Source organism: Rhodococcus sp. IEGM 1372, assembly GCF_030056835.1.
Lineage (GTDB): Bacteria > Actinomycetota > Actinomycetes > Mycobacteriales > Mycobacteriaceae > Rhodococcoides.
In genome coordinates this window covers 1-19,305 of record NZ_JASHKS010000023.1, presented here as the reverse complement: position 1 = coordinate 19,305, position 19,305 = coordinate 1, and the positions used below count along the sequence as shown (strand labels likewise).

Here is a 19,305-nt window from a genome sequence, read left to right as displayed (position 1 = left end):
CTAAGCGGTAGTTCCGAGGGTCATCTTGTAACCGACGTGGGAGTCGACGAAGCCGAGTCGGGTGTAGAAGCGATGAGCGTCCGTTCGACTGGCGTCGGAGGTCAGCTGCACCAGAGCGCATCCCCAGCGCTTGGCCTCGTCGATCGCCCACCTGATCAGCGCACCGCCGAGTCCCCGGCTGCGCCACTGCGCGTCTACCCGAACTGCTTCGATCTGTGCCCGCAGTGCGCCTCCGCGCGCGAGCCCGGGAATGAAGGTCAGTTGCAGCGTTGCCACCACCGCGTCACCGTGCACCACGACGACCTGCAGGTTTCGCGGGTCCGAGGAGATGTCCTCGAACGCTGCGCGATATCGATCCATCTCGTCCGCGGACTCCCGCGTGACACCCAGCGGATCGTCGACCAGCAATGCCACGATCGATTCCAGATCCGACGCCACCGCCTCACGCACAACGCACGTCGAACCGTCGGACAGGTCGAATTCCATCCATGTAATTCGAGGGTGAATTGTCATGCGCACGACGGTAAATCATCCACTTTGTAACGCGAACCATCCCGAGGACGAAATGCCGGGTAACCCACTGGCAACTGCAGTCGGGATCAGTTCGGGCGGACATGATGGGGATCGAAAACATGAATGTTGGCAAGTCGAAGCGTGCGCGCGTTGCGTTGAGCGCGTTCGCGATCGGAGCCCTCGGCGCCGGAGTAGTTGTGGCCGCACCCTGGTCGACTCCCTCCACGACCACCGAAGCATCCATCGAACTGGTGTCGACGGCCACGTGCTACGACATGGTGAGCATCGCGATCGGCGGTCGCGGTGACACCCCGCGCGAGGGCGTCAAGTGGCTCACCACCCCCGAGGGCGAGCGGCTCCCCGCAGCGATGTCCGGCGACTACTCCAGCGACTGGATCGACCAGGCCGTGCGAGCCCCCAACAACGGCAACGTGGTTCCCGACTCCTACGCCGCGGTGTACGTCGAGTACCCGGCAGACCTGGCGAGCTACGAGAACGCCGTGCAGACCGGCGTCACCAACTCACAGACCATCATGCGGACGATCTCGGCGTCCTGCCCCGACACCCGATTCGCCATCGTCGGCTACAGCGAGGGCGCAGACGTTGCCCGCCGCACCGCGATGGAGGTCGGCAACCAGGTCGTTTCGGCCGACGGCACGTACGTAATCATCGATCCCAACCAGGTCGTCGGAGTCGTCATCTTCGCCGACGCCGGCCGCGTGTCCGGAGACGGACCGTTCCCCGGTGCCGAGAACCCGTTCGGCAACCCGGACGGCTTCGACACCAAGTACCAGAACGGCAACACCGCAGTTCCCGGACAGGGCGCACTGCCCGGCACGTCCGGCGGATTCGGAGCGCTCGACGGCCGAGTGGCGTCCTTCTGCTCCGACGGTGACCTCACCTGCGCACTGCCGGAGAACACGTCACTGATTCATCTGGCCGCCAACGTCGGTCGTCAGGTCAACGCCGACGCACTGCAGAACGAACAGCTCACCCCCGCCACCGGTGCAGATCTCGCACTGGCCCTGGGACGCATCGCAGTCAACGCCTTCAACGACATCGCCTCGCAGCCCAACTGGATGCAGAGCGACGAGACATTCCTCGACGTGCTGATCAAGGTGTCCGAGCCCGGCTACAAGCCCGGCACGGTCACGACTCCCGTCTCGGCCAAGGTCGACGGCGAGCAGGAACCGATCGAAACCGGTCAGATGATCGACCTCGTGTACCTGCCGCAGAAGATCTTCCGCGAGATCACCGGATTCATCTCGTCCAATCAGAACACCGTTCCGGTCATCATGAACGATCCGTACGGCCTGACCTTGGGACCCGGGACGGGACACCACTTCGATTACTGGCGCGACGCCGATGCCGCCAACGGCAAGCCGCTGACCTCGGTGCAGTACGCCGCGGCATGGCTGACCGAACTCGCCGAGGAAGCCAACCGCGGCGAGCCGGTGAAGACCAAAGAGGTACAGGAGAAGGCGGGACGGGCAGCGGTCGAAACCATCGTGGCACCGGTGACCACCTCGGCAACGGCAACCCCCAAAGCCACGACTACCGCACCTGTCACCACCAGCCCGGTCGTGACCCTGGCAGCTCCGGCTGCGCCGGCACCGGCCGCTGAAAGTCCGGCACCGGCTCCGGCTCCGGCCCCCGCCACCGAGACGGCAACGACCCCCGAGTGCACCGTCGCAGTCGAGGGCGAGACACCCGCCGAGGGCGCACCGCCGGTCTGCGTCACCGCGACCGAGACGGCCGCCGACACAGCAACCGAGACCGTGGTTCCCACGACCACCGAGGCTGTACCTGCGCCATAGTTCAGTGCGTGCAGAACGCTCACGAGCCCGTCCACCTGTTTCATTCGGTGGGCGGGCTCGTCTGTTCTCACATCGAAGTGCCCGTGACTCAGGCCGTGCCGCGCAGCTTCCCCCGGACCACGATGCCCACGATCAGAAGCGCCACTGCTACGAACACCACCATCGACGGACCGCCCCGGTCGAGACCGGTGAGCGTCGGAAGCGGTGCGAGCAGCGCCAGCCCCAGCGGCGGCAGAGTCAGTGCACCGACGCCGCCGGTGTACCAGAACCCCTCGAGTCGGTCCCAATCAGAACGACTCTGGACCCGGTCTTCCACACGCACCATGACAATCGCCAGAGGTACCGCCACGACCAGCCACAGCAGCGGGGACAGCGGCAGACCTGCCCGGCCCAGCAACGCGTCGGTGATGAGCGTCGCGCCGAAATACGACGGCAGAAACATCGCGACGGCGACGCAGAAACCCAAAGTCACGTCGGAGACGTCGTCGGGCAGATCTGTGTTCCGGCTGTGATCGGACATGAGATGCACGCTACGGACAAGGGTGCCGTCGCGGGAATCGCCGCCGTCGGCAGCTACCGAGCCGCCGGATTCTGGACGGGTCTGCGCATCAGCACCGCGCAGGCAACCGTCACCACAGCTACCACCACGAGCCCGGCCACCGACAATGCCAGGTAGTCGGGCTCGCTTGTGCGCGCGGCGACAGCGACGTCCGAAGACAGGCCCGGCTGATAACTCGCGGAGTACACCACCACCGGCAGAGTCATGGTGAACAGCACAGGCAGCGAGACCGCGAGAGAGCCCGGCGACGTCGCGAGGGCCGACACCACCACGTACGCGGCGACCAACGGCAGTGCGAACTCCGATCCCGTCGACACCTCGGCATAGCCCTCGATCACGCCCGCAACGGCGATGACGAACAGCCCGCCCAGTCCGATGTACAGCTGCGGCCAGCGGTAGCCGAGGCCCCCTCCGACGACCAACAGACCCACACTCAGAGCAAGCTGCGCACTGTCACCGGCAGCGAAGCCGAACGAGCCGATCCCGGCCGACGATGACGCGAACAGCACCAGCAGCAGCCGTCCGTTCCGCCCGGGCAGTAGGAACGATGCCACGAGTGCCACGGCCGTCATACCGGCGAGAGCACCGAGCCATTCGACACTTCGAGCGTCGTGACCGGCGGCAATCCAAGTCAGGACTCCCGCGGCGACGGGTAACGGGATCCCGACGAGCAGGATTCGCCGGGTCTCGTACGGCTGTAGCTCCTCGTGGCGGTACACCAGGAACAGTGCGATCGCCGCGGCCGAGGCCACGATCACCATGACGATCGCCCGCTGCGGGCTCGCGTCGTCCTCGGCACCGACGACATCCCACATGAACACGGGACCGTCATCGGCTTGCAGCAGGGCATCCAGCGCTTTACCGAGGAGACCGGCTCCGACAGCGGCGACGGCCAACGATGCCTGCGCACTGCGATGTCGTCCGGCGAGTACGGCGGATGCGCCGAGCAGTGCCCCTGCTCCCACAGCTCCGGCCCAGTCTCCGAACATTCCGGTCACCATGCCGACTGTCCGGAACACGATGACGAGTACTGCTCCGATCGCCATGATGAGCACGCCCCGTGCGCTCGAACGCGCGAGCACGACGCTCACCAGGCAGGCGGTCAGCGCGAGGACAGTGAGCCCGTTGACGATCGTTGCCGGTGAACCGAATTCGGCCGTGCTGCTCAGCAGGGAGTCGAGCGGTCGGATATCACTGATCGCATAGCCGACGACGAAGCCGGCGAGGATCATCGACAGTACTTTCATACTGCCGATCATGCCGTCAGCCGAATTTCACTCCCTGCGCCAGGGGCAGTTCGTTGGAGTAGTTGACCGTGTTCGTAGCTCGCCGCATGTAGGCCTTCCATGCGTCCGAACCGGATTCGCGACCGCCACCGGTTTCCTTCTCGCCGCCGAAGGCGCCGCCGATCTCTGCGCCGGAGGGTCCGATGTTGACGTTGGCGATGCCGCAGTCCGAGCCGGCAGCAGAGAGGAAGCGCTCCGCCTCGCGCAGATCGGTGGTGAAGATCGACGACGAAAGGCCCTGCGGCACATCGTTGTGCAATGCGATGGCCTCGTCGAGGGTGTCGTACGTCAGCACGTACATGATGGGCGCGAACGTCTCGTGCTTGACGATGTCGGTCTGCGCGGGCATCGTCACGATCGCGGGCTGAACATAGAACGAGTACTCGTCGACCACGTTCACTCGCTCGCCACCGACCACGACCGTTCCGCCGTCGGACACCGCCGCCTCGAGAGCCTTCTGGTAACCGGCGAATGCGGTGGCATCGATCAGCGGACCCACCAGAGTGTCTGTGGCCAAAGGAGATCCGATCGCCAGCGTCTCGTATGCCGCTACCAGCTTGCGGACCAACTCGTCCGCGACCGAGGAATGCACGATGACGCGTCGGAGCGAGGTGCATCGCTGACCTGCCGTGCCGGCGGCCGAGAACACCAGCCCACGCGTCGTCAGATCGAGATCGGCCGACGGCGTCACGATCGCTGCATTGTTTCCGCCGAGTTCGAGCAACACCCGGCCGAATCGCTCGGCGACACGGGGCGCAACAGCACGGCCCATCCGCGTCGAACCGGTTGCCGAGACCAACGCAACCCGCGAATCGTCCACCAGCGCTTCGCCGGACGCGCGGTCACCGATCAGCAGTTGCGCGATCTTGGGGTCCACTCCGGCTGCGGCGGCGGCACGCTCGAACAACGCCTGTACTCCGACGGCCGTCAGCGGAGTCTTCTCCGAGGGCTTCCAGATGACCGTGTCTCCCGCGACGAGAGCGAGAGCGGTATTCCAACTCCACACCGCAACAGGGAAATTGAACGCGGTGATGACGCCGACGACACCGAGCGGATGCCACTGCTCCATCATGCGATGCCCGGGCCGCTCGGTGGCGATCGTGTTGCCGTACAGCTGACGGGAGAGTCCGACGGCGAAATCGCAGATGTCGATCATCTCCTGCACCTCACCGAGCCCCTCCGAGACGATCTTCCCGGCCTCGATGGACACGAGCGCGCCCAAATCCTCCTTGTGTACGCGCAGCAGTTCGCCCAGTTCCCGGATCACCTGACCACGCACGGGGGCAGGCACCTGCGACCAGGACACGAACGCGGTGCGTGCATCGGCGACGACGGTCTCGACATCGGCCGCCGAAGCACACGCCAGCGACGCCAGGTTTCCGCCGGTGATGGGCGAGCGCGCGATGATCGCGTCCGGTCCCGCGGGGGCGTCGAGCGCGATCGTGGCACCCAGCCGGTCGAGGATCGCGCGAGTGCGCACACTCAACTCGTCGTGGGTGATGGATGCAGACATGCGCGTACACCTTCCGTGGAGAGAACCGAACCGTCGGAGATGAGCCTACCGATCGAGGCTCGGACCATATATTTTCCTGTTCTATGGACTTGCTTACGGAATATTAACGCGTATCTTCGTCCTTATGACGCAAGTATTACAGCGCACTGGAGTGACCATCGACGCCGCCAACGTCCGCGACGTGATCGGTGAACACCTACTGGCCGACGGCTTCGAGTTGGTGCTCGACCTCGATGCGTCGACCGGATCCACGCTGGTCGACGCCAGGGACGGCACCCGCTACCTGGACCTGTTCACGTTCTTCGCGTCCAACGCGCTGGGCATGAACCATCCGGCGCTGATCGACGACCCGGACTTCCGGGCCGATCTGATGCAGGCGGCGATGAACAAGCCCAGCAACTCCGACATCTACACCGTCCCCATGGCTCGATTCGTCGACACGTTCGCTCGCGTCCTGGGTGACGATCGACTACCGCACCTGTTCTTCGTCGAAGGCGGCGCCCTGGCAGTGGAGAACGCGTTGAAGGTCGCATTCGACTGGAAATCGCGATGGAACGAAAGTCATGGTCTGGACGCGTCCTTGGGTTCTCAGGTGATGCACTTCGAGCATGCGTTCCACGGACGCTCGGGCTACACGATGTCTTTGACCAACACCGACCCCAACAAGGTCGCGCGCTTCCCGAAGTTCGACTGGCCGCGAATCCCATCCCCGTTCATCCGATCCGGCGCGAACATGGACGAACTCGAGGATGCATCGTTGGCGGCGGCTCGGTTGGCCTTCGAGGCCAACCCGCACGACATCGCCTGCGCCATCATCGAACCCATCCAGGGCGAGGGCGGCGATCACCACTTCCGGCCGCGCTTCCTGCAGAAGCTACGGGAACTCTGCCACGAGTTCGATGCACTGTTCGTCATGGACGAAGTACAGACCGGAGCCGGAATGACCGGTACCGCATGGGCATTCCAGCAGCTCGACGTCGTGCCGGATGTCGTCGCCTTCGGCAAGAAGGTTCAGGTCTGCGGCGTCATGGCGGGCGGTCGCGTCGACGACATCGACGACAACGTCTTCGCTGTCAGCTCCCGCATCAACTCGACGTGGGGTGGCAACCTCACCGACATGGTGCGGTCGCGTCGAATCCTGGAAGTGGTCGAATCCGAGAAGCTCATCCCTCGTGCCGGTGAGCTCGGAGCCGTACTGCTGACAATGTTGCAGGACTTGGCAACTCGACACACAGTGGTATCCGAAGTACGTGGACGAGGTCTGATGTGCGCCTTCTCCCTGCCCGACGCTTCCACCCGCGACCGAGTGATCGAGCTGTTGCGTACCGAGGAACATGTGCTGGCGCTCGGCTGCGGTGACGCGGCAGTGCGATTCCGCCCTGCACTGACCATCACCGAAGCCGAACTGACCCAGGCAGTCGAGTCCATCGACCGGGTGCTGAGCATGCTCTAGCGCTCGGGAGGGATGTCTCTCTGCACCAACCGAATCTGTGACGTCGGAATGACACCGGGACGAAAGTAGAAGTTCTCCGGCGACTGCACGAGGTCACCCTCTTCGACTCCACTGACTTCCCAGACATCGACCGGTCCACCGGTGTTGTTCATGCCCACGAACCAATCACGTTCCCACGCATCGGCTGCCAGAAAACAACCCGCCTGCTCTGGCTGGTTGCTACCAGCAATACCGCGAGCGGCACCCATACGACGCCAGTCGAGTCCGTGCCGCCGAATCGACTCACGGTTGAGTACCGAGGTCACGTGATAGCGAATGGTCATCCGCCGAAAATAGCAACGGCAACTTGTCGGGTACAGCGATTTTCGGTTTGCCCCCCGTTCCGTGCGTCAGGTAATTCTTGACACGCCCACCTCCTGCTGTCAGGCTTTTCCTGACACAGGAGGTCGGTCATGGATCCCATCACCCTCGCAACCGAGGCAGATATCACTGCTGCGACGCGGGCCGTCGTGACGGCAGCAGCCACCGAGGCCGGACGCATCGCCGACGAGATCATCGGCACAGGGCCCCTGCCGGGTACACCGGACTGGGAGGCCGAGCAATCTACCGACCTGCCCGCACGGCGAAGCGTCGCGTGGCATTTGTTGAGCCTGCGTGTGCAACTCGCAGCCGGCCTCGATGGCATCGAAACCGTTGTGGTGCTTCGAGTTCAGGGCACAACGTGGGCGACGATCGGGACGGCGGTCGGAATGTCGCGGCAATCTGCGCACGAGCGATGGGGCGCCCGATCGGCGGCGATTCTCGATCCCGTCGGCGATGGACTGCCCGAGATCGTCCCGACCGACACCCCGGCGTGAGCTACAGCAGCATTCGTTCTGCACCAGCTGCCACGGCGTCGGCCGCTCGCTGAAGTGCGACAGACGACAGCGACCACTGCTGCCAGTACAGCAGCACGTCGTCGATCCCGTTGTCGTCGAAGCACTTCAGCGAGTCACGGTCCTGCAGATCGGGGATCATGCCCCAGCCGAAGCCGAGGTCGACAGCTCGCGCGTAGTCGGAAGAAGCCGGCACCAGGTGACGCGGCGGCTCGTGGGGGGCGACACCGAAGCGCTGTAAGTAGTTGTCCTGCAATCGGTCGTCTGCATCGAAGACGACCACCGGAGCACAGCGCAAAGCCTCTGCCGTCACTCCAGCGGCGAACCACCGATCGATGAACTCCGGCGTGGCCGAGGGCCGGTAGCGCATCGCACCGAGGCGTCGAACGGTGCAGCCACGAACCGGATCTGCCACGGAGGTTATTGCAGCGGAGACGATCCCGTCGTGCAGCAACTGCGCGGTCCGGTCCTGATCCTGCCGATGCAGATCGAAAATGGTGTTGCGCGCCAGTGGCGCGAGCGCGGGCAGCACCCAGGTCGCCAACGAATCCGCATTGACGGCAAGCGAAATGGGCGCAGCGACGCCGTCGTCACTCAGTTCTGCCCGAGTCTGCTCGGTGAGGGTGTCGATCTGGCGCGCCAAACGGAGCACTGCTACGCCCGACTGGGTTGCCACCACCGGCTTGCTGCGTTGAAGCAGAGTCCGACCGAGCGATTGCTCCAGCGACTTGATGCGCTGACTCACCGCCGACGGGGTCACGTACAGCGCGCGAGCAGCGGCCTCGAACGTTCCACCGTCGACCACGGCCCGCAAGGCTCTGAGCTGCTCGATCTCCATAATATGAAGCTACGCTGATCATTACTGAAATACATTCGCTGGACCTAATCATGACCGGCTCCTAGCGTTGCCGTCATGACCTCGCTTGCCGCCGCACAATCGACCCTCACCGGATTGGGCGTCGGACTCTCCCTCATCGTCGCCATCGGAGCGCAGAACGCGTTCGTGCTGCGTAAGGGCCTGCAGCGCGCCCATGTACTGCCGGTGGTGGCAGTGTGCGCACTGTCCGATGCGGTTCTGATCCTGGCCGGGGTGGCAGGAATCGGCGTTCTCGTCGACCGGTTTCCTGTCGCGCTACGCGTCGTGACCGTCCTCGGTGCACTGTTTCTGCTCGTCTACGGCCTGATGGCACTGAACCGTGCTCGGACGCCGTCCACCATGACCGCGGAGGCGCACGGAGGCGGTTCGCTGATCGCCGCCGTGGCCACGTGCCTGGCTCTGACCTGGCTCAATCCTCACGTCTACCTCGACACCGTGGTGTTCCTGGGTTCCATCGGGAACCGTCAGCCCGGTGAACTGCGATGGTGGTTCGCCGCCGGCGCGATGCTGGGCAGCGTGCTGTGGTTCACCGCGCTCGGCTACGGATCGCGGGTGCTCAGTCCATTGTTCGCGAGGCCGTCGGCGTGGCGAGTACTCGACCTCGGCATCGGCATCATGATGCTGACTCTCGCAGCACTGCTGGTGCTCGGCTGAACCTGGATACTTGATCCGCAGTACAACGAGTGATCTGATGGTTGCGAAAGACCGACCGCGCGGTCTGACAAACCTCGAGGATTTCCCGTGCCGTACCTCGGCCTGCTGATCATGCTGCTGTCCATCTTCTGCTTGATCGATGTCATCACCGCCGACGATTCCGGCATCCGCCACCTTCCGAAAATGGTGTGGCTGCTGCTCGTCATCGTTCTGCCGCTCGCCGGATCGATCGCGTGGCTCGTCGTCGGCCGGCCCGAGAACGGCGGCATCTGGGGTGGCAGCGGCGCACCACGCACCTCGTCGGCCTACCCCGAGTACGACGCCAAACCCGGACGCGCCGTTGCCCAATCGCAGGGTAGCGACGAGGAATTCCTCCGCCGTTGCCGCGCCCGGGCCGAGGAACAGCGTCGCATCGCCCGCGAGCAGCGCAGGAACGACTGAGCCAACAGCGCTCAGTGTCCACAATTTTCGTCTGCGGACGGTTTCCGCCTGCCGAGCCGAATTGTGGACACTCAGCTCACTACCCGACGACTAGGGATGCGATGGCCAAGCTGACGACATTTCCCGAGCCGAACTCCGCCCTTTCTGATCCCGCCGAGTTGTTTCGCGAGTACCTGGCGTTCTATCGCAGGGAGCTCGTTCGACGCATCACTTCGCTGAGCGACGATGCACTGACCAGCACGGCCGTTCCATCCGAGTGGACTCCGCTGCAGATGCTGACCCATCTGGTGCACATGGAGCAGCGGTGGTTCGTCTGGGGATTCCTCGGCAGAGCAGTGGACGCACCCTGGGGTGACGAGCAGGACGGCTCCTGGCATGTGCCGGCCGACGTGGACGCCGAGACCCTGCTGGCCAGGCTCGACGACGGTGCCAGGCTCACAGAAGAAGTACTGAACTCACACCGAATGGACGAATTGGCAGCTCTCGGCGGACGATTTAGCGATGAGAGGCCGACGCTGATCTGGATCTGCTTGCATGTACTCCAGGAATACGCCCGTCACCTCGACGTCGCAGTCGAACTGGCCGGCGGGCCCAGAGGTGAGGGACCGGCATGAGAATCAACATCACCAGCGTCTTCGTCGACGATCAGAGTAAGGCGCTGACGTTCTACACCGAGGTACTGGGCTTCGTAGTCAAACACGATGTAGCCATGGGTGGCCCCGATCGTTGGCTCACGGTCGTCTCACCGCAGGATCCAGAGGGCACCGGGTTGCTGCTCGAGCCCAGCGGTCATCCTGCAACCGCACCGTTCAAGGATGCTCTTTTCGCGGACGGCATCCCGTTCACACAGTTTGCAGTGGACAGTGTTGCAGCAGAATACGATCGGCTCATCGGCCTCGGCGTTCGGTTCACTCAGCAGCCCACCGAGATGGGTCCGGTGATCACCGCGGTGTTCGACGACACCTGCGGAAACCTGATTCAGATCGTCGCTCCGTCGAGCTGACGCCTCAGACGTTCGCGTACAGATCGACGGTGGTGCCGTCGGGATCGTGTACGACGGCATAACGCTGTCCCCAGAACGCATCCCACGGCTGCAGGTGACCGGTGTACCCGGCTTTCGTCACCGCAGCCCACGCCGCGTCCACCCCGTCGGGCGTCCCACAGTCGAACGCGAGCGCTACGCGATGGCCCCCGCTGGGCGGCGTCCACGACGGATCGAACGAGGTGATGGTCGACGGTAGATCGAACAGCAGGCGAACTCCGCCGAGGTCGACTTCCACGTGCTGCTCACCGTCGGCCTCGGCCGGAATATCCAGCCCGAGAACGCGGTAGAACGCCAGCGCCGACGCCATGTCGGCAACGATGATTTCGATTCCTGCCAGGCGCGGTTTCACAACGCAAAGATTAGTCCGTCACCCCCAGTTCGCGGCATTCGTCAGACAGAACGGATGCCCGGCCGGGTCCAGGAGTACGCGCCAGGTCTCACCGGGCTGGTTCTCGGGCAGCGTCGCGCCCAATTCCACGGCAGCCGTCGCCGCGACATCGAGATCATCGACGGCAAGATCGAAATGAAACTGTTTGCTGCCGTTCGCATTCGGCAATGGCGGCGGTCGGTAATCGTCGACGCGGCCGAATCCGAGCGCACTGCTCGGCCCCTGCAGCATCGCGTACTCCTGCTCCGCATGCACGACGCTCCAGCCCAGCAGCGACGACCAGAATGTCGCGCTGGCCTTGGGGTCGGCGCAATCCAGGGTGACCATCTTCAGCGTGGCCAGGGGTGTCTCGGTCATGGTGTTCCTCCTTCTCGTGTCGGACCAGACTCCTACACTGACGCGCGTGCCGGATAGGAAAAACGCGACAGCGACCCAGTCCGGCGTCCTGCGGCCCGATCAGCTGGCGCAGCATGTCGACCTCGTACGGCTACCGTGTTCGGAGTCGTTGGAACCGTGGGTCGAGAACTACTGGCAGCTGCAGTGGGAACTGCCGCCCGGCACAACGCATCACAGCTCGACGCTCCCGCACCCGGCCTGCACGTTGAGCGTCGAACATGGTTGGACCCGCGAGGGCGTTGTCGAGCCGGTGGTCGTGACCGGGGTCCTCACGCGCCGCTTCGATGTCGTCCTCGCCGAGTCCGGGTGGGTCTTCGGCGTCAAGTTCCGGCCCGGCGGCTACGCGAGTTTCACCGGAACCGTGGCGAGAACACTGCGCGACGTCCCGGTAGCGCCACCGACCCCGTTCCGGTCCGAGACCGTCGCTGCACTGGCCGAGCTGGATGGGCATTTCGATGCCGACCACTGCCGAACCGTCGTCGATGCGGTTCTCACGCCCTACGCCCGTGACGTCGAGCCGGAGTACGAGGTGGTCTTGGACGTCATTGCGACCATGCTCGGAGATCGGGCGCTGGTTCGCGTCGCGCAGGTGGAACAGCGGTGTGGCATCGGCACTCGTCGACTGCAGCGGCTGTTCGAGCGTTATGTCGGCGCGACGCCCAAGTGGGTACTCGGGCGGTATCGGATTCACGACGCCCTCAGCGAGCTCGACAGCGGTTACTCGGGTCCGCTGGCAGACCTGGCCGCGCGGTACGGGTGGTTCGACCAGGCTCACTTCACTCGGGAGTTCACCGAATTGGTCGGAATGCCGCCGAGCGCATACCAGCGCTGAGTAACGCCTTCGTCACGCAATGCGACTTTTGCCGATTCGTTTGGCACAGTATTCGCGGTGCCCGATAAGCATCGTGGTGGGGAACAGCAGCACAGAGGAAGAGTGGGCTTCAACGCATGATCAACATTCTCGTCGCCGGTGGAATCGCGTTGGCGGTCTCGATTCTGTTGACTCCATTTCTCATCGCACTGTTCACCCGGCAGGGCTTCGGCCAGGAGATCCGCGTCGAAGGTCCGGCAAGTCACCACGCCAAGCGCGGAACGCCGACGATGGGCGGCGTCGCGATCATCGTCGGTTTGTGGGCCGGTTACCTGGGCTCGCACCTCGTCGCAATGGGCGGTGACGGGCCCTCGGCGTCGGCGCTGTTGATTCTCGGTCTCGCGACGGCACTCGGCGTCGTCGGATTCCTCGACGACTACATCAAGCTCCGTATGAAACGAAGCCTCGGACTCAAGGCGACCGGCAAGTACGTCGGGCAGATCAGCGCAGCGGTGATCTTCGCGGTACTGGCGCTGCAGTTCCGCAATGGGAACGGGCTGACTCCGGGCAACGTCGAACTGTCGCTGGTACGCCAATCCACGTTCTTCACCATGGCCCCGATCGTCTTCGTCCTGTTCTGTGTCTTCCTCGTCGTCGCGTGGTCCAACGCGGTCAATCTCACCGACGGGCTCGACGGTTTGGCGGCGGGGTCGATGACGCTCGTCCTCGGCGCGTACACGGTGATGACGTTCTGGCAGTACCGGCAGTCCTGCGCGACCAATTCGGTCGCCGGGTGCTATCAGGTACGGGATCCGCTCGACCTCGCCGTCGTCTGCGCTGCGGCCGCGGGTGCCTGCATCGGATTCCTCTGGTGGAACGCGGCTCCGGCCAAGATCTTCATGGGCGACACCGGCTCACTCGCCCTCGGCGGACTGCTCGCCGGCCTGTCGATCGTGAGCAAGACCGAACTTATCGCCCTCGTCTTCGGAGCCCTGTTCGTCGCCGAGAGTGCCTCCGTCGTCATCCAGGTCGCGTCGTTCAAGAGCACCGGTAAGCGGCCGTTCCGAATGGCCCCGATCCACCACCACTTCGAACTTGCCGGCTGGGCCGAGACGACGGTCATCATCCGACTGTGGCTGTTCGCGGCCATCGCGTCGGCGCTGGGACTCGGATTGTTCTACAGCGAATTCCTCGCAGCCGTCGGCTGACCTACGATTCTGGGATGACTGAAGAACTGTCTCCGGTTGCCAAGGTCGACGCTCTCGCCGCCGAACTCGAACAACTCGATGCTCGACGCGTCGCCATCGGAGTCGAACTCGTCAACCTCCAATTCGGCCTCGACGGAGACGCCAAAATCCGTGCGACCGAGGTTTTTCACAGCGACTACCTGGGACGACTGTTCACCTTGGTCGACGAACTCCGCACCGACGAATAGGACTCGCTACACAGCGTCCTGATCCGAACGCGACACCACGGTCAGGCGAAAATCTCTGAGTGACAGCGTGAGTGCGGCCAACGCTGCAATCGCTACTCCACCGATCGGAAACACCAGCCACGGATCGCCGATGGTGGGGGTGAAGGTCGATGTGACAAGGTCGTCGCCGAGATACGGCACAAACACTGCGTCGGTCGCATACGTTTCGGCCATGTAGGTGTCCGTCGCTGTCCAGCCGAAGTCGGCTGCAGGAGGCGAGTTGATCTCGATACTCCACGGATGCTCCCACGACCAATCCCACGAGGCTTCGGTTGGTTGCGGTGGCCAGTGCGTCCAGGCGAGTGCACTGCCCGCTCCCAGTGCCGCACCCACGACGATCAACAACACGAACAGGTGTACGCGGCTGTGCTGCCGATCCTGAACGATGCGCAGACCCGAATCGACGAGAAACGAGGCCACCACCAGGCCTATTGCTACCCCTGCTGCGACGAGATAGAGCGTCACGGGAAACCAACTCGGGCGGGCGTGGGTCACGCCGAGTTCCTGCGCATCGGCTACGGCGACATGCCAGACGACCGCTGCCGCAGCGCCTATCGACGCGCCGACGGCGGCCAGCACTGCGACGAGCGCTTTACCGGATGGCCTGTCCACGATCGGGACTCTACTCATGGCCTGTCCGGTCCATTCGAGTACTTGACCTGAAGCTTTGTCGAGGTTCTATCGTCGCTTTCATGAACACACTGAGACCCATGCAGCCACCCGAACTTCAGCCCATCGGATTCTGGACCGCACGCGCCGGCGACGCCATTCGAAATCGGATCCGCGCAGCACTGGCCGAGGTCGGTGTCAGCCAACCTGAATGGTGGCTCCTGCACCAGATCTCGCTGTACCCCACGGGGGCCGATCGCGCCGAGACCGTCGAGAAGATCGGGCACAACGACACGCCGGAAGCAATCGTCGAGGCCATCGAGTCCGCGCGCGCCAAAGGCTTGGTCGTGGAATCGAATTCGCGCGTGACGTTCACCCCGAAAGGTGAAGCACAATTTCGGCGAGCCGCAGACGTTCAACAGATGTTGCAGGACGAACGCATGCAGGGAATCGGACAGGACGAGTACGTCACCACTATTCGAGTGCTGCAGCGAACGATCCAGAACGTCGGAGGCGACGCCTGGCATTGGTGACGACACCGGTCAGGGGCGAATGCCGTTCGCCTTCAACGACCTCCGGTCAGCGCATCCGTCGCACTCCTGAAATCACAATGCCTACAACCAAACCGAGTACCGCGCCCAGAACAGGCAAACCTATGACGAGGGTGGCCAACTGTCCAGGTATACCCAGGAACTCCGAGTACTGCGAATCGCCGCCGACGAATGCGTAATTGACTCAACGCGGCGCGCCGTCCCGCAGGACGATACCGATCGAGGCGATCAGTCCTAGTGAGAAGCCGACGAAGGTAGAGACCTTACGCATCCGAGCGCGCCTCGCGGGCCGATGCTGCGAAAGCGGCCATACTCGGGAACTTCATGTCGACACTGTGTTCCTCGGATGGCTCAGGCGTTGCTCCCCAGCCGGGGCGATCGTGCCGCCGATCGATCCACACCGACGGGATGCCGTGGCGCTTGGCAGGCACGTGATCGTGGAACAGACTCTGCGCGACGTGGAGTAGTCGTGATCGTGGGACACCCAGCGTCTCGAGAACTCCGTCGAGCGCGTCGAAGTGATCGTCCGCCGGCTTGTAGGCCTTGACGTCCTCGGCGGTGACGATGGCGTCGAACTGCACGCCGAGCCGACGGTTGCTCCCTGCGAAGCCGTCGCGATGCACATTGGACAGGATGACGAGCTTGTAGCTCTCGCCGAGGGACGACAACGCGTCGGCCGAGTCCTCGAATGCAGGCCAGTCCGGAACGGAAGCCCCGAGCGTGTCCGCCCACTCGACCGAGACAGGTATTCCCAGCGTGTCACCGGTCCGCACGAAGGCGTCGGCAAGAATCCGAGGGTACAGAGCAGCGGGCGAATCACGCTGCGCCTGAGATTCGTTGATGCCGTATGCCGCAAGCAGCTCGTCGTCGGACAACGGCGAACCGGCTTGCTGTGCCCATGGCCTGAGCACCTCGAGGATGCCGGTTTCCCAATCGATCAGTGTTCCGTAGCAATCGAAGCTCAGGACGTCGTAGTCGGCGAGATTCATGTGGCCGGGCCTCCTTGCGAAAATTCGATGGCGGCCGATTCTTCGTGCCGATACCGTCTGCAGGTCATGAGCATCGTACTGCCCGTCATCTGCCCTCGCTTGTCCGGCTGTCGATGTGGACGCTGACCGACCGGGAAGCAAATCTACTGCGCCACAGAGTCTATCGAGCTGTTCACATCGGTCCTGTATCCGAGCTGACCGACGGTAGAGTTCATCGCGACAGTCGATCGGCTGACGATGAAAGGCAGAACCCATGAATATGGGCAAGGACAACGAGGTGCGCAACGTCGCCGAAGCGTTGAACACGATCGAGAAGCCCTGGCAGCCTCACCGACTGGCCAGCATCAACGATTTTGACGTCAAGGTGGTGAAGCTGCTCGGCGAATTCGTCTGGCACACACACCCCGACACCGACGAGATGTTCTTCGTCCACAGCGGAGAACTCACCATCCAGCTTCGCGACCGCGATGTCGTTCTCGGTCCCGGTGACGTCTTTGTGGTCCCAGCGGGCGTCGAACACTGCCCCAAAGCCATCGAAGAAGTCTCTGCACTTCTGTTCGAGCGATCAGGCACCGTCAACACCGGCGATGCGGGCGGAGACCTGACCTCGCAGATCCGAGAGTTGTGACGCGGATTCTGTTGCGGCCCGCCGTGGGATCCGACGCCGACTTCCTGTTCTCTATGGCATCGAGTCCCGACGTCGTTCGATGGGTCGGGGACGGAAAACCCTGGAGTAGAGAGTATTTCGATAGCCGGTTCTCGCGCGCCCTGAGCGCGAAGGACGCCCGAACGCCGGACGTACAGAGATGGTTCATCGGCACGAACGAGGGTCGACACCCCGTCGGTCTGCTCAGCCTGATTCGACGGTCCGACCACTTCGAGGTCGGGTACTGGGTGCATCCGGCCCATTGGGGTCGTGGCTACGCAGGCGAACTGATCGCTCTTGCGCAGGATTACACGGATGGTCTCCCGATGGCAGCGCAGGTTCACCGGGCAAACAGCGCCTCGCGTCGGGTGCTAGAGCGCGCCGGGTTCACACTGGTCGACGACGGTGATCCCATGATCTTTCGGTCTCCTCCGAGGCAGTGATTTCGCTTCACCAGGTCATGATGGGACGGGGCCGAACCGTGGTGCGGCCGGTCGTGACGCCGCGCACCATGGGTCGCATCAGGAACTCGTGCGGGAACCCGAGGTCGACAGCGCTGGCTGCTTGCAGAGTGTCGAGTTGGTAATCGTCGAAGGTGACGTCGAGGGCAGAGATGTTCTGCTGCAGTTGTTCCGGAGTGCGTGCGCCGATCAACGAGCTGACGACGGACGGATGCCGAAGCGTCCACGCCAACGCCACCTGAGCAGGAGTCACGTCGAGTTGGCGAGCGACCCCGACAACCGTGTCCGCGATCGCGAGCCCCCGCGCAGTCAGCGTTCCGCTCGCCTTCGCATGATCGCGTCGAGTACCCGCCGGCGCATCGGAACCCGGCACCGCGAGGTCCGCCGCGGTGTACTTGCCGGTCAACACTCCACCGCCCAGCGGTGCCCAGGGAATGACGCGTCTGCGATCGATGAACTCGACCGCCTGCGCTCACGTCAACCGCACCTTCGCACCATCTGAATCCGACCTTTCGCGGCACGGGAAGTCGAGACTCCGGTGATGCAGTGCACCTATCGTTTGGGACAGAACGAAGGAAGGTCACCGGCACATGCTCGAACGATGGAACGCGGCACTCGACCACATCGAGAACAATCTCGACCGCGAGATCGATGCGAGGGAGCTCGCCCGCATCACGCTGACATCCGAATACCACTTCAGACGCGTGTTCTCGGCACTGGCTGGATTGCCTCTGTCGCACTACATCCGGCAACGCCGAATGACATTGGCAGCAGCAGACATTCTCGACGGCACAGCGGTGCTCGACGTCGCGACCAAATACGGCTACACGGCAGACGCATTCACCCGTGCCTTCCGAGACCTGCACGGCATCACACCATCTCAGGCCCGCCGACCCGGAGCAGTCCTTCGTTCCAGACAGGCCGTGACATTTCACCTGACCATCGAAGGACGAAGCACCATGCGATACCGCATCACCGAACTGCCTGCATTTCACATCGTCGGCAAATCCACCCGAATCCCACTGCGGTTCCGCGGCGAGAACACCGCTATGGCCGAATTCCACCGTAGCCTCGCCCCTGGAACCGGGGAAAAACTACTCGAACTGGCAGACTTGCCCGAGCTTCCTGACATCCTCTTCGTCAGCGACGGCTTCGAGCCCGAACGAGAAGACGGCAGTCTCTTCGACTACTACTTCGCCGCGGCGAGCACTATGGCTGGAACATCCGACTGGGACACCCTCGCCGTGACCGCATCGACCTGGGCGGTATTCGAGACGAGCAGCGACACCGCACTCGCCCCCGCACTCCAACAACTCTGGGCCGACGCCTTCAGCGAATGGTTCCCCTCCAACCCCTACGAAACAATCCCGGGACCGGAAATCCTGACCGTCAAAGAAACCTCCCCCGACTGGACCTCGGGAGCGGGAGAACTCTGGATTCCAGTCCAACGAAGCCACTAGCCGTCCTCACTCCTCCCCTCCCGTCGCGGCCCACCATGTTCACTCAATGTGACTGTGAGTATGGATATGTCCGGTTGATACTGGATATCTGCAGTGGGCCGGGGCCTGACTCACAATGTGACCGACGTCCGATGGACTGTCTTATAAACGATGTGTCGGTTCCCGACCCTCTGTCGCTGTAGACACACGCGACCGGTGGGCGAAGTGACTTCATAGGAGCCTGTCCAAAGAGTCCCATCACAGTCTTGTCCGCCGTCCCGGCCGGTGCGTGGCCACCACCACGAAGGGATAGCCATGTCCAGCATGACCGACAATCCACCCGATGTCAGCACCACCGTCTTCGTAGGTGTCGACACCCACAAGAGCACCCACCATGCCGCGATCGTCGATTACCTCGGACGCGAGGTCGGCGACCGAGAGTTCCCCACCACCGCCGCCGGCCACGCGGATCTGATCGCGTGGATCACCGCGGCCGGGACCGTGGAGC

The 19,305-nt window shown here is 63.6% G+C and carries 26 protein-coding genes; 15 read left to right on the top strand and 11 right to left on the bottom strand.

Translation table 11 applies throughout. From position 1 onward, the window contains the following. A complete protein-coding gene (locus tag QM590_RS17605; protein WP_269595812.1) occupies window positions 1-513 on the bottom strand; it encodes a GNAT family N-acetyltransferase in 513 nt (170 codons plus the stop codon). Between the two features lie 104 nt (window positions 514-617). On the opposite strand from QM590_RS17605, the gene QM590_RS17600 reads away from it, so the two are divergent. Next, window positions 618-2,330, top strand: a complete 1,713-nt coding sequence (locus tag QM590_RS17600) for a cutinase family protein (RefSeq protein WP_411741359.1) — start codon at window positions 618-620, stop codon at window positions 2,328-2,330. Between the two features lie 88 nt (window positions 2,331-2,418). On the opposite strand, the gene QM590_RS17595 is transcribed toward QM590_RS17600, so the two are convergent. The 3 genes from QM590_RS17595 to amaB are packed head-to-tail and all read right to left on the bottom strand — an operon-like array spanning window position 2,419 to window position 5,688. Continuing rightward, window positions 2,419-2,850, bottom strand: a complete 432-nt coding sequence (locus QM590_RS17595; protein ID WP_269595814.1) for a hypothetical protein — start codon at window positions 2,848-2,850, stop codon at window positions 2,419-2,421. Between the two features lie 53 nt (window positions 2,851-2,903). Beyond that, the gene (locus tag QM590_RS17590) at window positions 2,904-4,136 is read right to left on the bottom strand and encodes a hypothetical protein (protein ID WP_269595815.1); all 1,233 of its coding nucleotides are present in this window, start codon (window positions 4,134-4,136) and stop codon (window positions 2,904-2,906) included. 16 nt (window positions 4,137-4,152) lie between these two features. Further along, window positions 4,153-5,688 carry an L-piperidine-6-carboxylate dehydrogenase gene (gene amaB, locus QM590_RS17585; RefSeq protein ID WP_269595816.1) on the bottom strand — a complete coding sequence of 512 codons (1,536 nt, stop codon included), beginning with the start codon at window positions 5,686-5,688 and terminating at the stop codon, window positions 4,153-4,155. A 124-nt stretch (window positions 5,689-5,812) separates the two neighbouring features. Here amaB and lat point away from each other — a divergent pair, with 124 nt between their 5' ends. Continuing rightward, complete coding sequence (lat, locus tag QM590_RS17580; protein ID WP_269595817.1) at window positions 5,813-7,141, top strand: L-lysine 6-transaminase; 1,329 nt, start codon at window positions 5,813-5,815, stop codon at window positions 7,139-7,141. Here the strand turns inward: lat and QM590_RS17575 are convergent. Continuing rightward, entirely contained in the window at window positions 7,138-7,464 is a 327-nt protein-coding gene (locus tag QM590_RS17575) for a hypothetical protein (RefSeq protein WP_269595818.1), read from the bottom strand. The two genes, lat and QM590_RS17575, sit on opposite strands and share 4 nt — an antisense overlap. 129 nt (window positions 7,465-7,593) lie before the next feature. On the opposite strand from QM590_RS17575, the gene QM590_RS17570 reads away from it, so the two are divergent. Further along, entirely contained in the window at window positions 7,594-7,998 is a 405-nt protein-coding gene (locus QM590_RS17570; protein WP_269595819.1) for a hypothetical protein, read from the top strand. 1 nt (window position 7,999) lies between these two features. Here QM590_RS17570 and QM590_RS17565 read toward each other — a convergent pair whose 3' ends face one another. Further along, on the bottom strand, window positions 8,000-8,854 hold the full coding sequence (locus tag QM590_RS17565; protein WP_269595820.1) for a LysR family transcriptional regulator ArgP: 855 nt from the start codon (window positions 8,852-8,854) through the stop codon (window positions 8,000-8,002). A 75-nt stretch (window positions 8,855-8,929) separates the two neighbouring features. Here QM590_RS17565 and QM590_RS17560 point away from each other — a divergent pair, with 75 nt between their 5' ends. The 4 genes from QM590_RS17560 (at window position 8,930) to QM590_RS17545 (ending at window position 10,991) form a co-directional block, all read left to right on the top strand. Next, window positions 8,930-9,547 (top strand): LysE/ArgO family amino acid transporter, encoded by a 618-nt coding sequence (locus tag QM590_RS17560; RefSeq protein WP_269595821.1) that lies wholly within the window; start codon window positions 8,930-8,932, stop codon window positions 9,545-9,547. An 87-nt stretch (window positions 9,548-9,634) separates the two neighbouring features. After that, on the top strand, window positions 9,635-9,988 hold the full coding sequence (locus QM590_RS17555) for a PLD nuclease N-terminal domain-containing protein (protein ID WP_269595822.1): 354 nt from the start codon (window positions 9,635-9,637) through the stop codon (window positions 9,986-9,988). Between the two features lie 101 nt (window positions 9,989-10,089). Continuing rightward, the gene (locus QM590_RS17550) at window positions 10,090-10,602 is read left to right on the top strand and encodes a mycothiol transferase (RefSeq protein ID WP_269595823.1); all 513 of its coding nucleotides are present in this window, start codon (window positions 10,090-10,092) and stop codon (window positions 10,600-10,602) included. Then, complete coding sequence (locus tag QM590_RS17545) at window positions 10,599-10,991, top strand: VOC family protein (RefSeq protein WP_269595824.1); 393 nt, start codon at window positions 10,599-10,601, stop codon at window positions 10,989-10,991. Before QM590_RS17550 ends, QM590_RS17545 begins: the two co-directional genes overlap by 4 nt. 4 nt (window positions 10,992-10,995) lie before the next feature. Here QM590_RS17545 and QM590_RS17540 read toward each other — a convergent pair whose 3' ends face one another. Further along, window positions 10,996-11,382, bottom strand: a complete 387-nt coding sequence (locus QM590_RS17540) for a VOC family protein (protein ID WP_068045411.1) — start codon at window positions 11,380-11,382, stop codon at window positions 10,996-10,998. Window positions 11,383-11,400: 18 nt separating this feature from the next. Continuing rightward, entirely contained in the window at window positions 11,401-11,778 is a 378-nt protein-coding gene (locus tag QM590_RS17535) for a VOC family protein (protein ID WP_269595825.1), read from the bottom strand. A gap of 46 nt (window positions 11,779-11,824) precedes the next feature. Here QM590_RS17535 and QM590_RS17530 point away from each other — a divergent pair, with 46 nt between their 5' ends. From QM590_RS17530 to QM590_RS17520, 3 genes are all read left to right on the top strand, one after another. After that, window positions 11,825-12,649, top strand: coding sequence for an AraC family transcriptional regulator (locus tag QM590_RS17530; protein ID WP_269595826.1), 825 nt, complete (start codon window positions 11,825-11,827; stop codon window positions 12,647-12,649). A 116-nt stretch (window positions 12,650-12,765) separates the two neighbouring features. Continuing rightward, window positions 12,766-13,836 (top strand): phospho-N-acetylmuramoyl-pentapeptide-transferase, encoded by a 1,071-nt coding sequence (mraY, locus tag QM590_RS17525; protein ID WP_068045417.1) that lies wholly within the window; start codon window positions 12,766-12,768, stop codon window positions 13,834-13,836. Window positions 13,837-13,850: 14 nt separating this feature from the next. Beyond that, window positions 13,851-14,063, top strand: a complete 213-nt coding sequence (locus QM590_RS17520) for an oxidoreductase (protein ID WP_068045421.1) — start codon at window positions 13,851-13,853, stop codon at window positions 14,061-14,063. A 6-nt stretch (window positions 14,064-14,069) separates the two neighbouring features. On the opposite strand, the gene QM590_RS17515 is transcribed toward QM590_RS17520, so the two are convergent. Next, a complete protein-coding gene (locus QM590_RS17515) occupies window positions 14,070-14,714 on the bottom strand; it encodes a hypothetical protein (RefSeq protein WP_269595828.1) in 645 nt (214 codons plus the stop codon). Between the two features lie 80 nt (window positions 14,715-14,794). On the opposite strand from QM590_RS17515, the gene QM590_RS17510 reads away from it, so the two are divergent. After that, complete coding sequence (locus QM590_RS17510; RefSeq protein WP_269595829.1) at window positions 14,795-15,244, top strand: MarR family winged helix-turn-helix transcriptional regulator; 450 nt, start codon at window positions 14,795-14,797, stop codon at window positions 15,242-15,244. A gap of 281 nt (window positions 15,245-15,525) precedes the next feature. Here QM590_RS17510 and QM590_RS17505 read toward each other — a convergent pair whose 3' ends face one another. Further along, on the bottom strand, window positions 15,526-16,251 hold the full coding sequence (locus QM590_RS17505) for an HAD-IA family hydrolase (RefSeq protein WP_269595830.1): 726 nt from the start codon (window positions 16,249-16,251) through the stop codon (window positions 15,526-15,528). Between the two features lie 253 nt (window positions 16,252-16,504). Between QM590_RS17505 and QM590_RS17500 the strand changes: the two genes are divergently transcribed. Then, window positions 16,505-16,879: a cupin domain-containing protein gene (locus QM590_RS17500; protein WP_269595831.1), complete on the top strand. Its 375-nt coding sequence runs from the start codon at window positions 16,505-16,507 to the stop codon at window positions 16,877-16,879. Continuing rightward, the gene (locus QM590_RS25965) at window positions 16,876-17,340 is read left to right on the top strand and encodes a GNAT family N-acetyltransferase (protein WP_411741357.1); all 465 of its coding nucleotides are present in this window, start codon (window positions 16,876-16,878) and stop codon (window positions 17,338-17,340) included. The genes QM590_RS17500 and QM590_RS25965 overlap by 4 nt, the downstream gene beginning before the upstream one ends. Before the next feature lie 7 nt (window positions 17,341-17,347). On the opposite strand, the gene QM590_RS17495 is transcribed toward QM590_RS25965, so the two are convergent. Then, window positions 17,348-17,794: an aldo/keto reductase gene (locus tag QM590_RS17495; RefSeq protein WP_269595835.1), complete on the bottom strand. Its 447-nt coding sequence runs from the start codon at window positions 17,792-17,794 to the stop codon at window positions 17,348-17,350. Window positions 17,795-17,948: 154 nt separating this feature from the next. Between QM590_RS17495 and QM590_RS17490 the strand changes: the two genes are divergently transcribed. Beyond that, complete coding sequence (locus tag QM590_RS17490) at window positions 17,949-18,818, top strand: AraC family transcriptional regulator (protein ID WP_269595832.1); 870 nt, start codon at window positions 17,949-17,951, stop codon at window positions 18,816-18,818. Window positions 18,819-19,112: 294 nt separating this feature from the next. Further along, window positions 19,113-19,305: IS110 family transposase (locus tag QM590_RS17485; RefSeq protein WP_332112697.1), on the top strand; the 193-nt coding region annotated here is incomplete at its 3' end.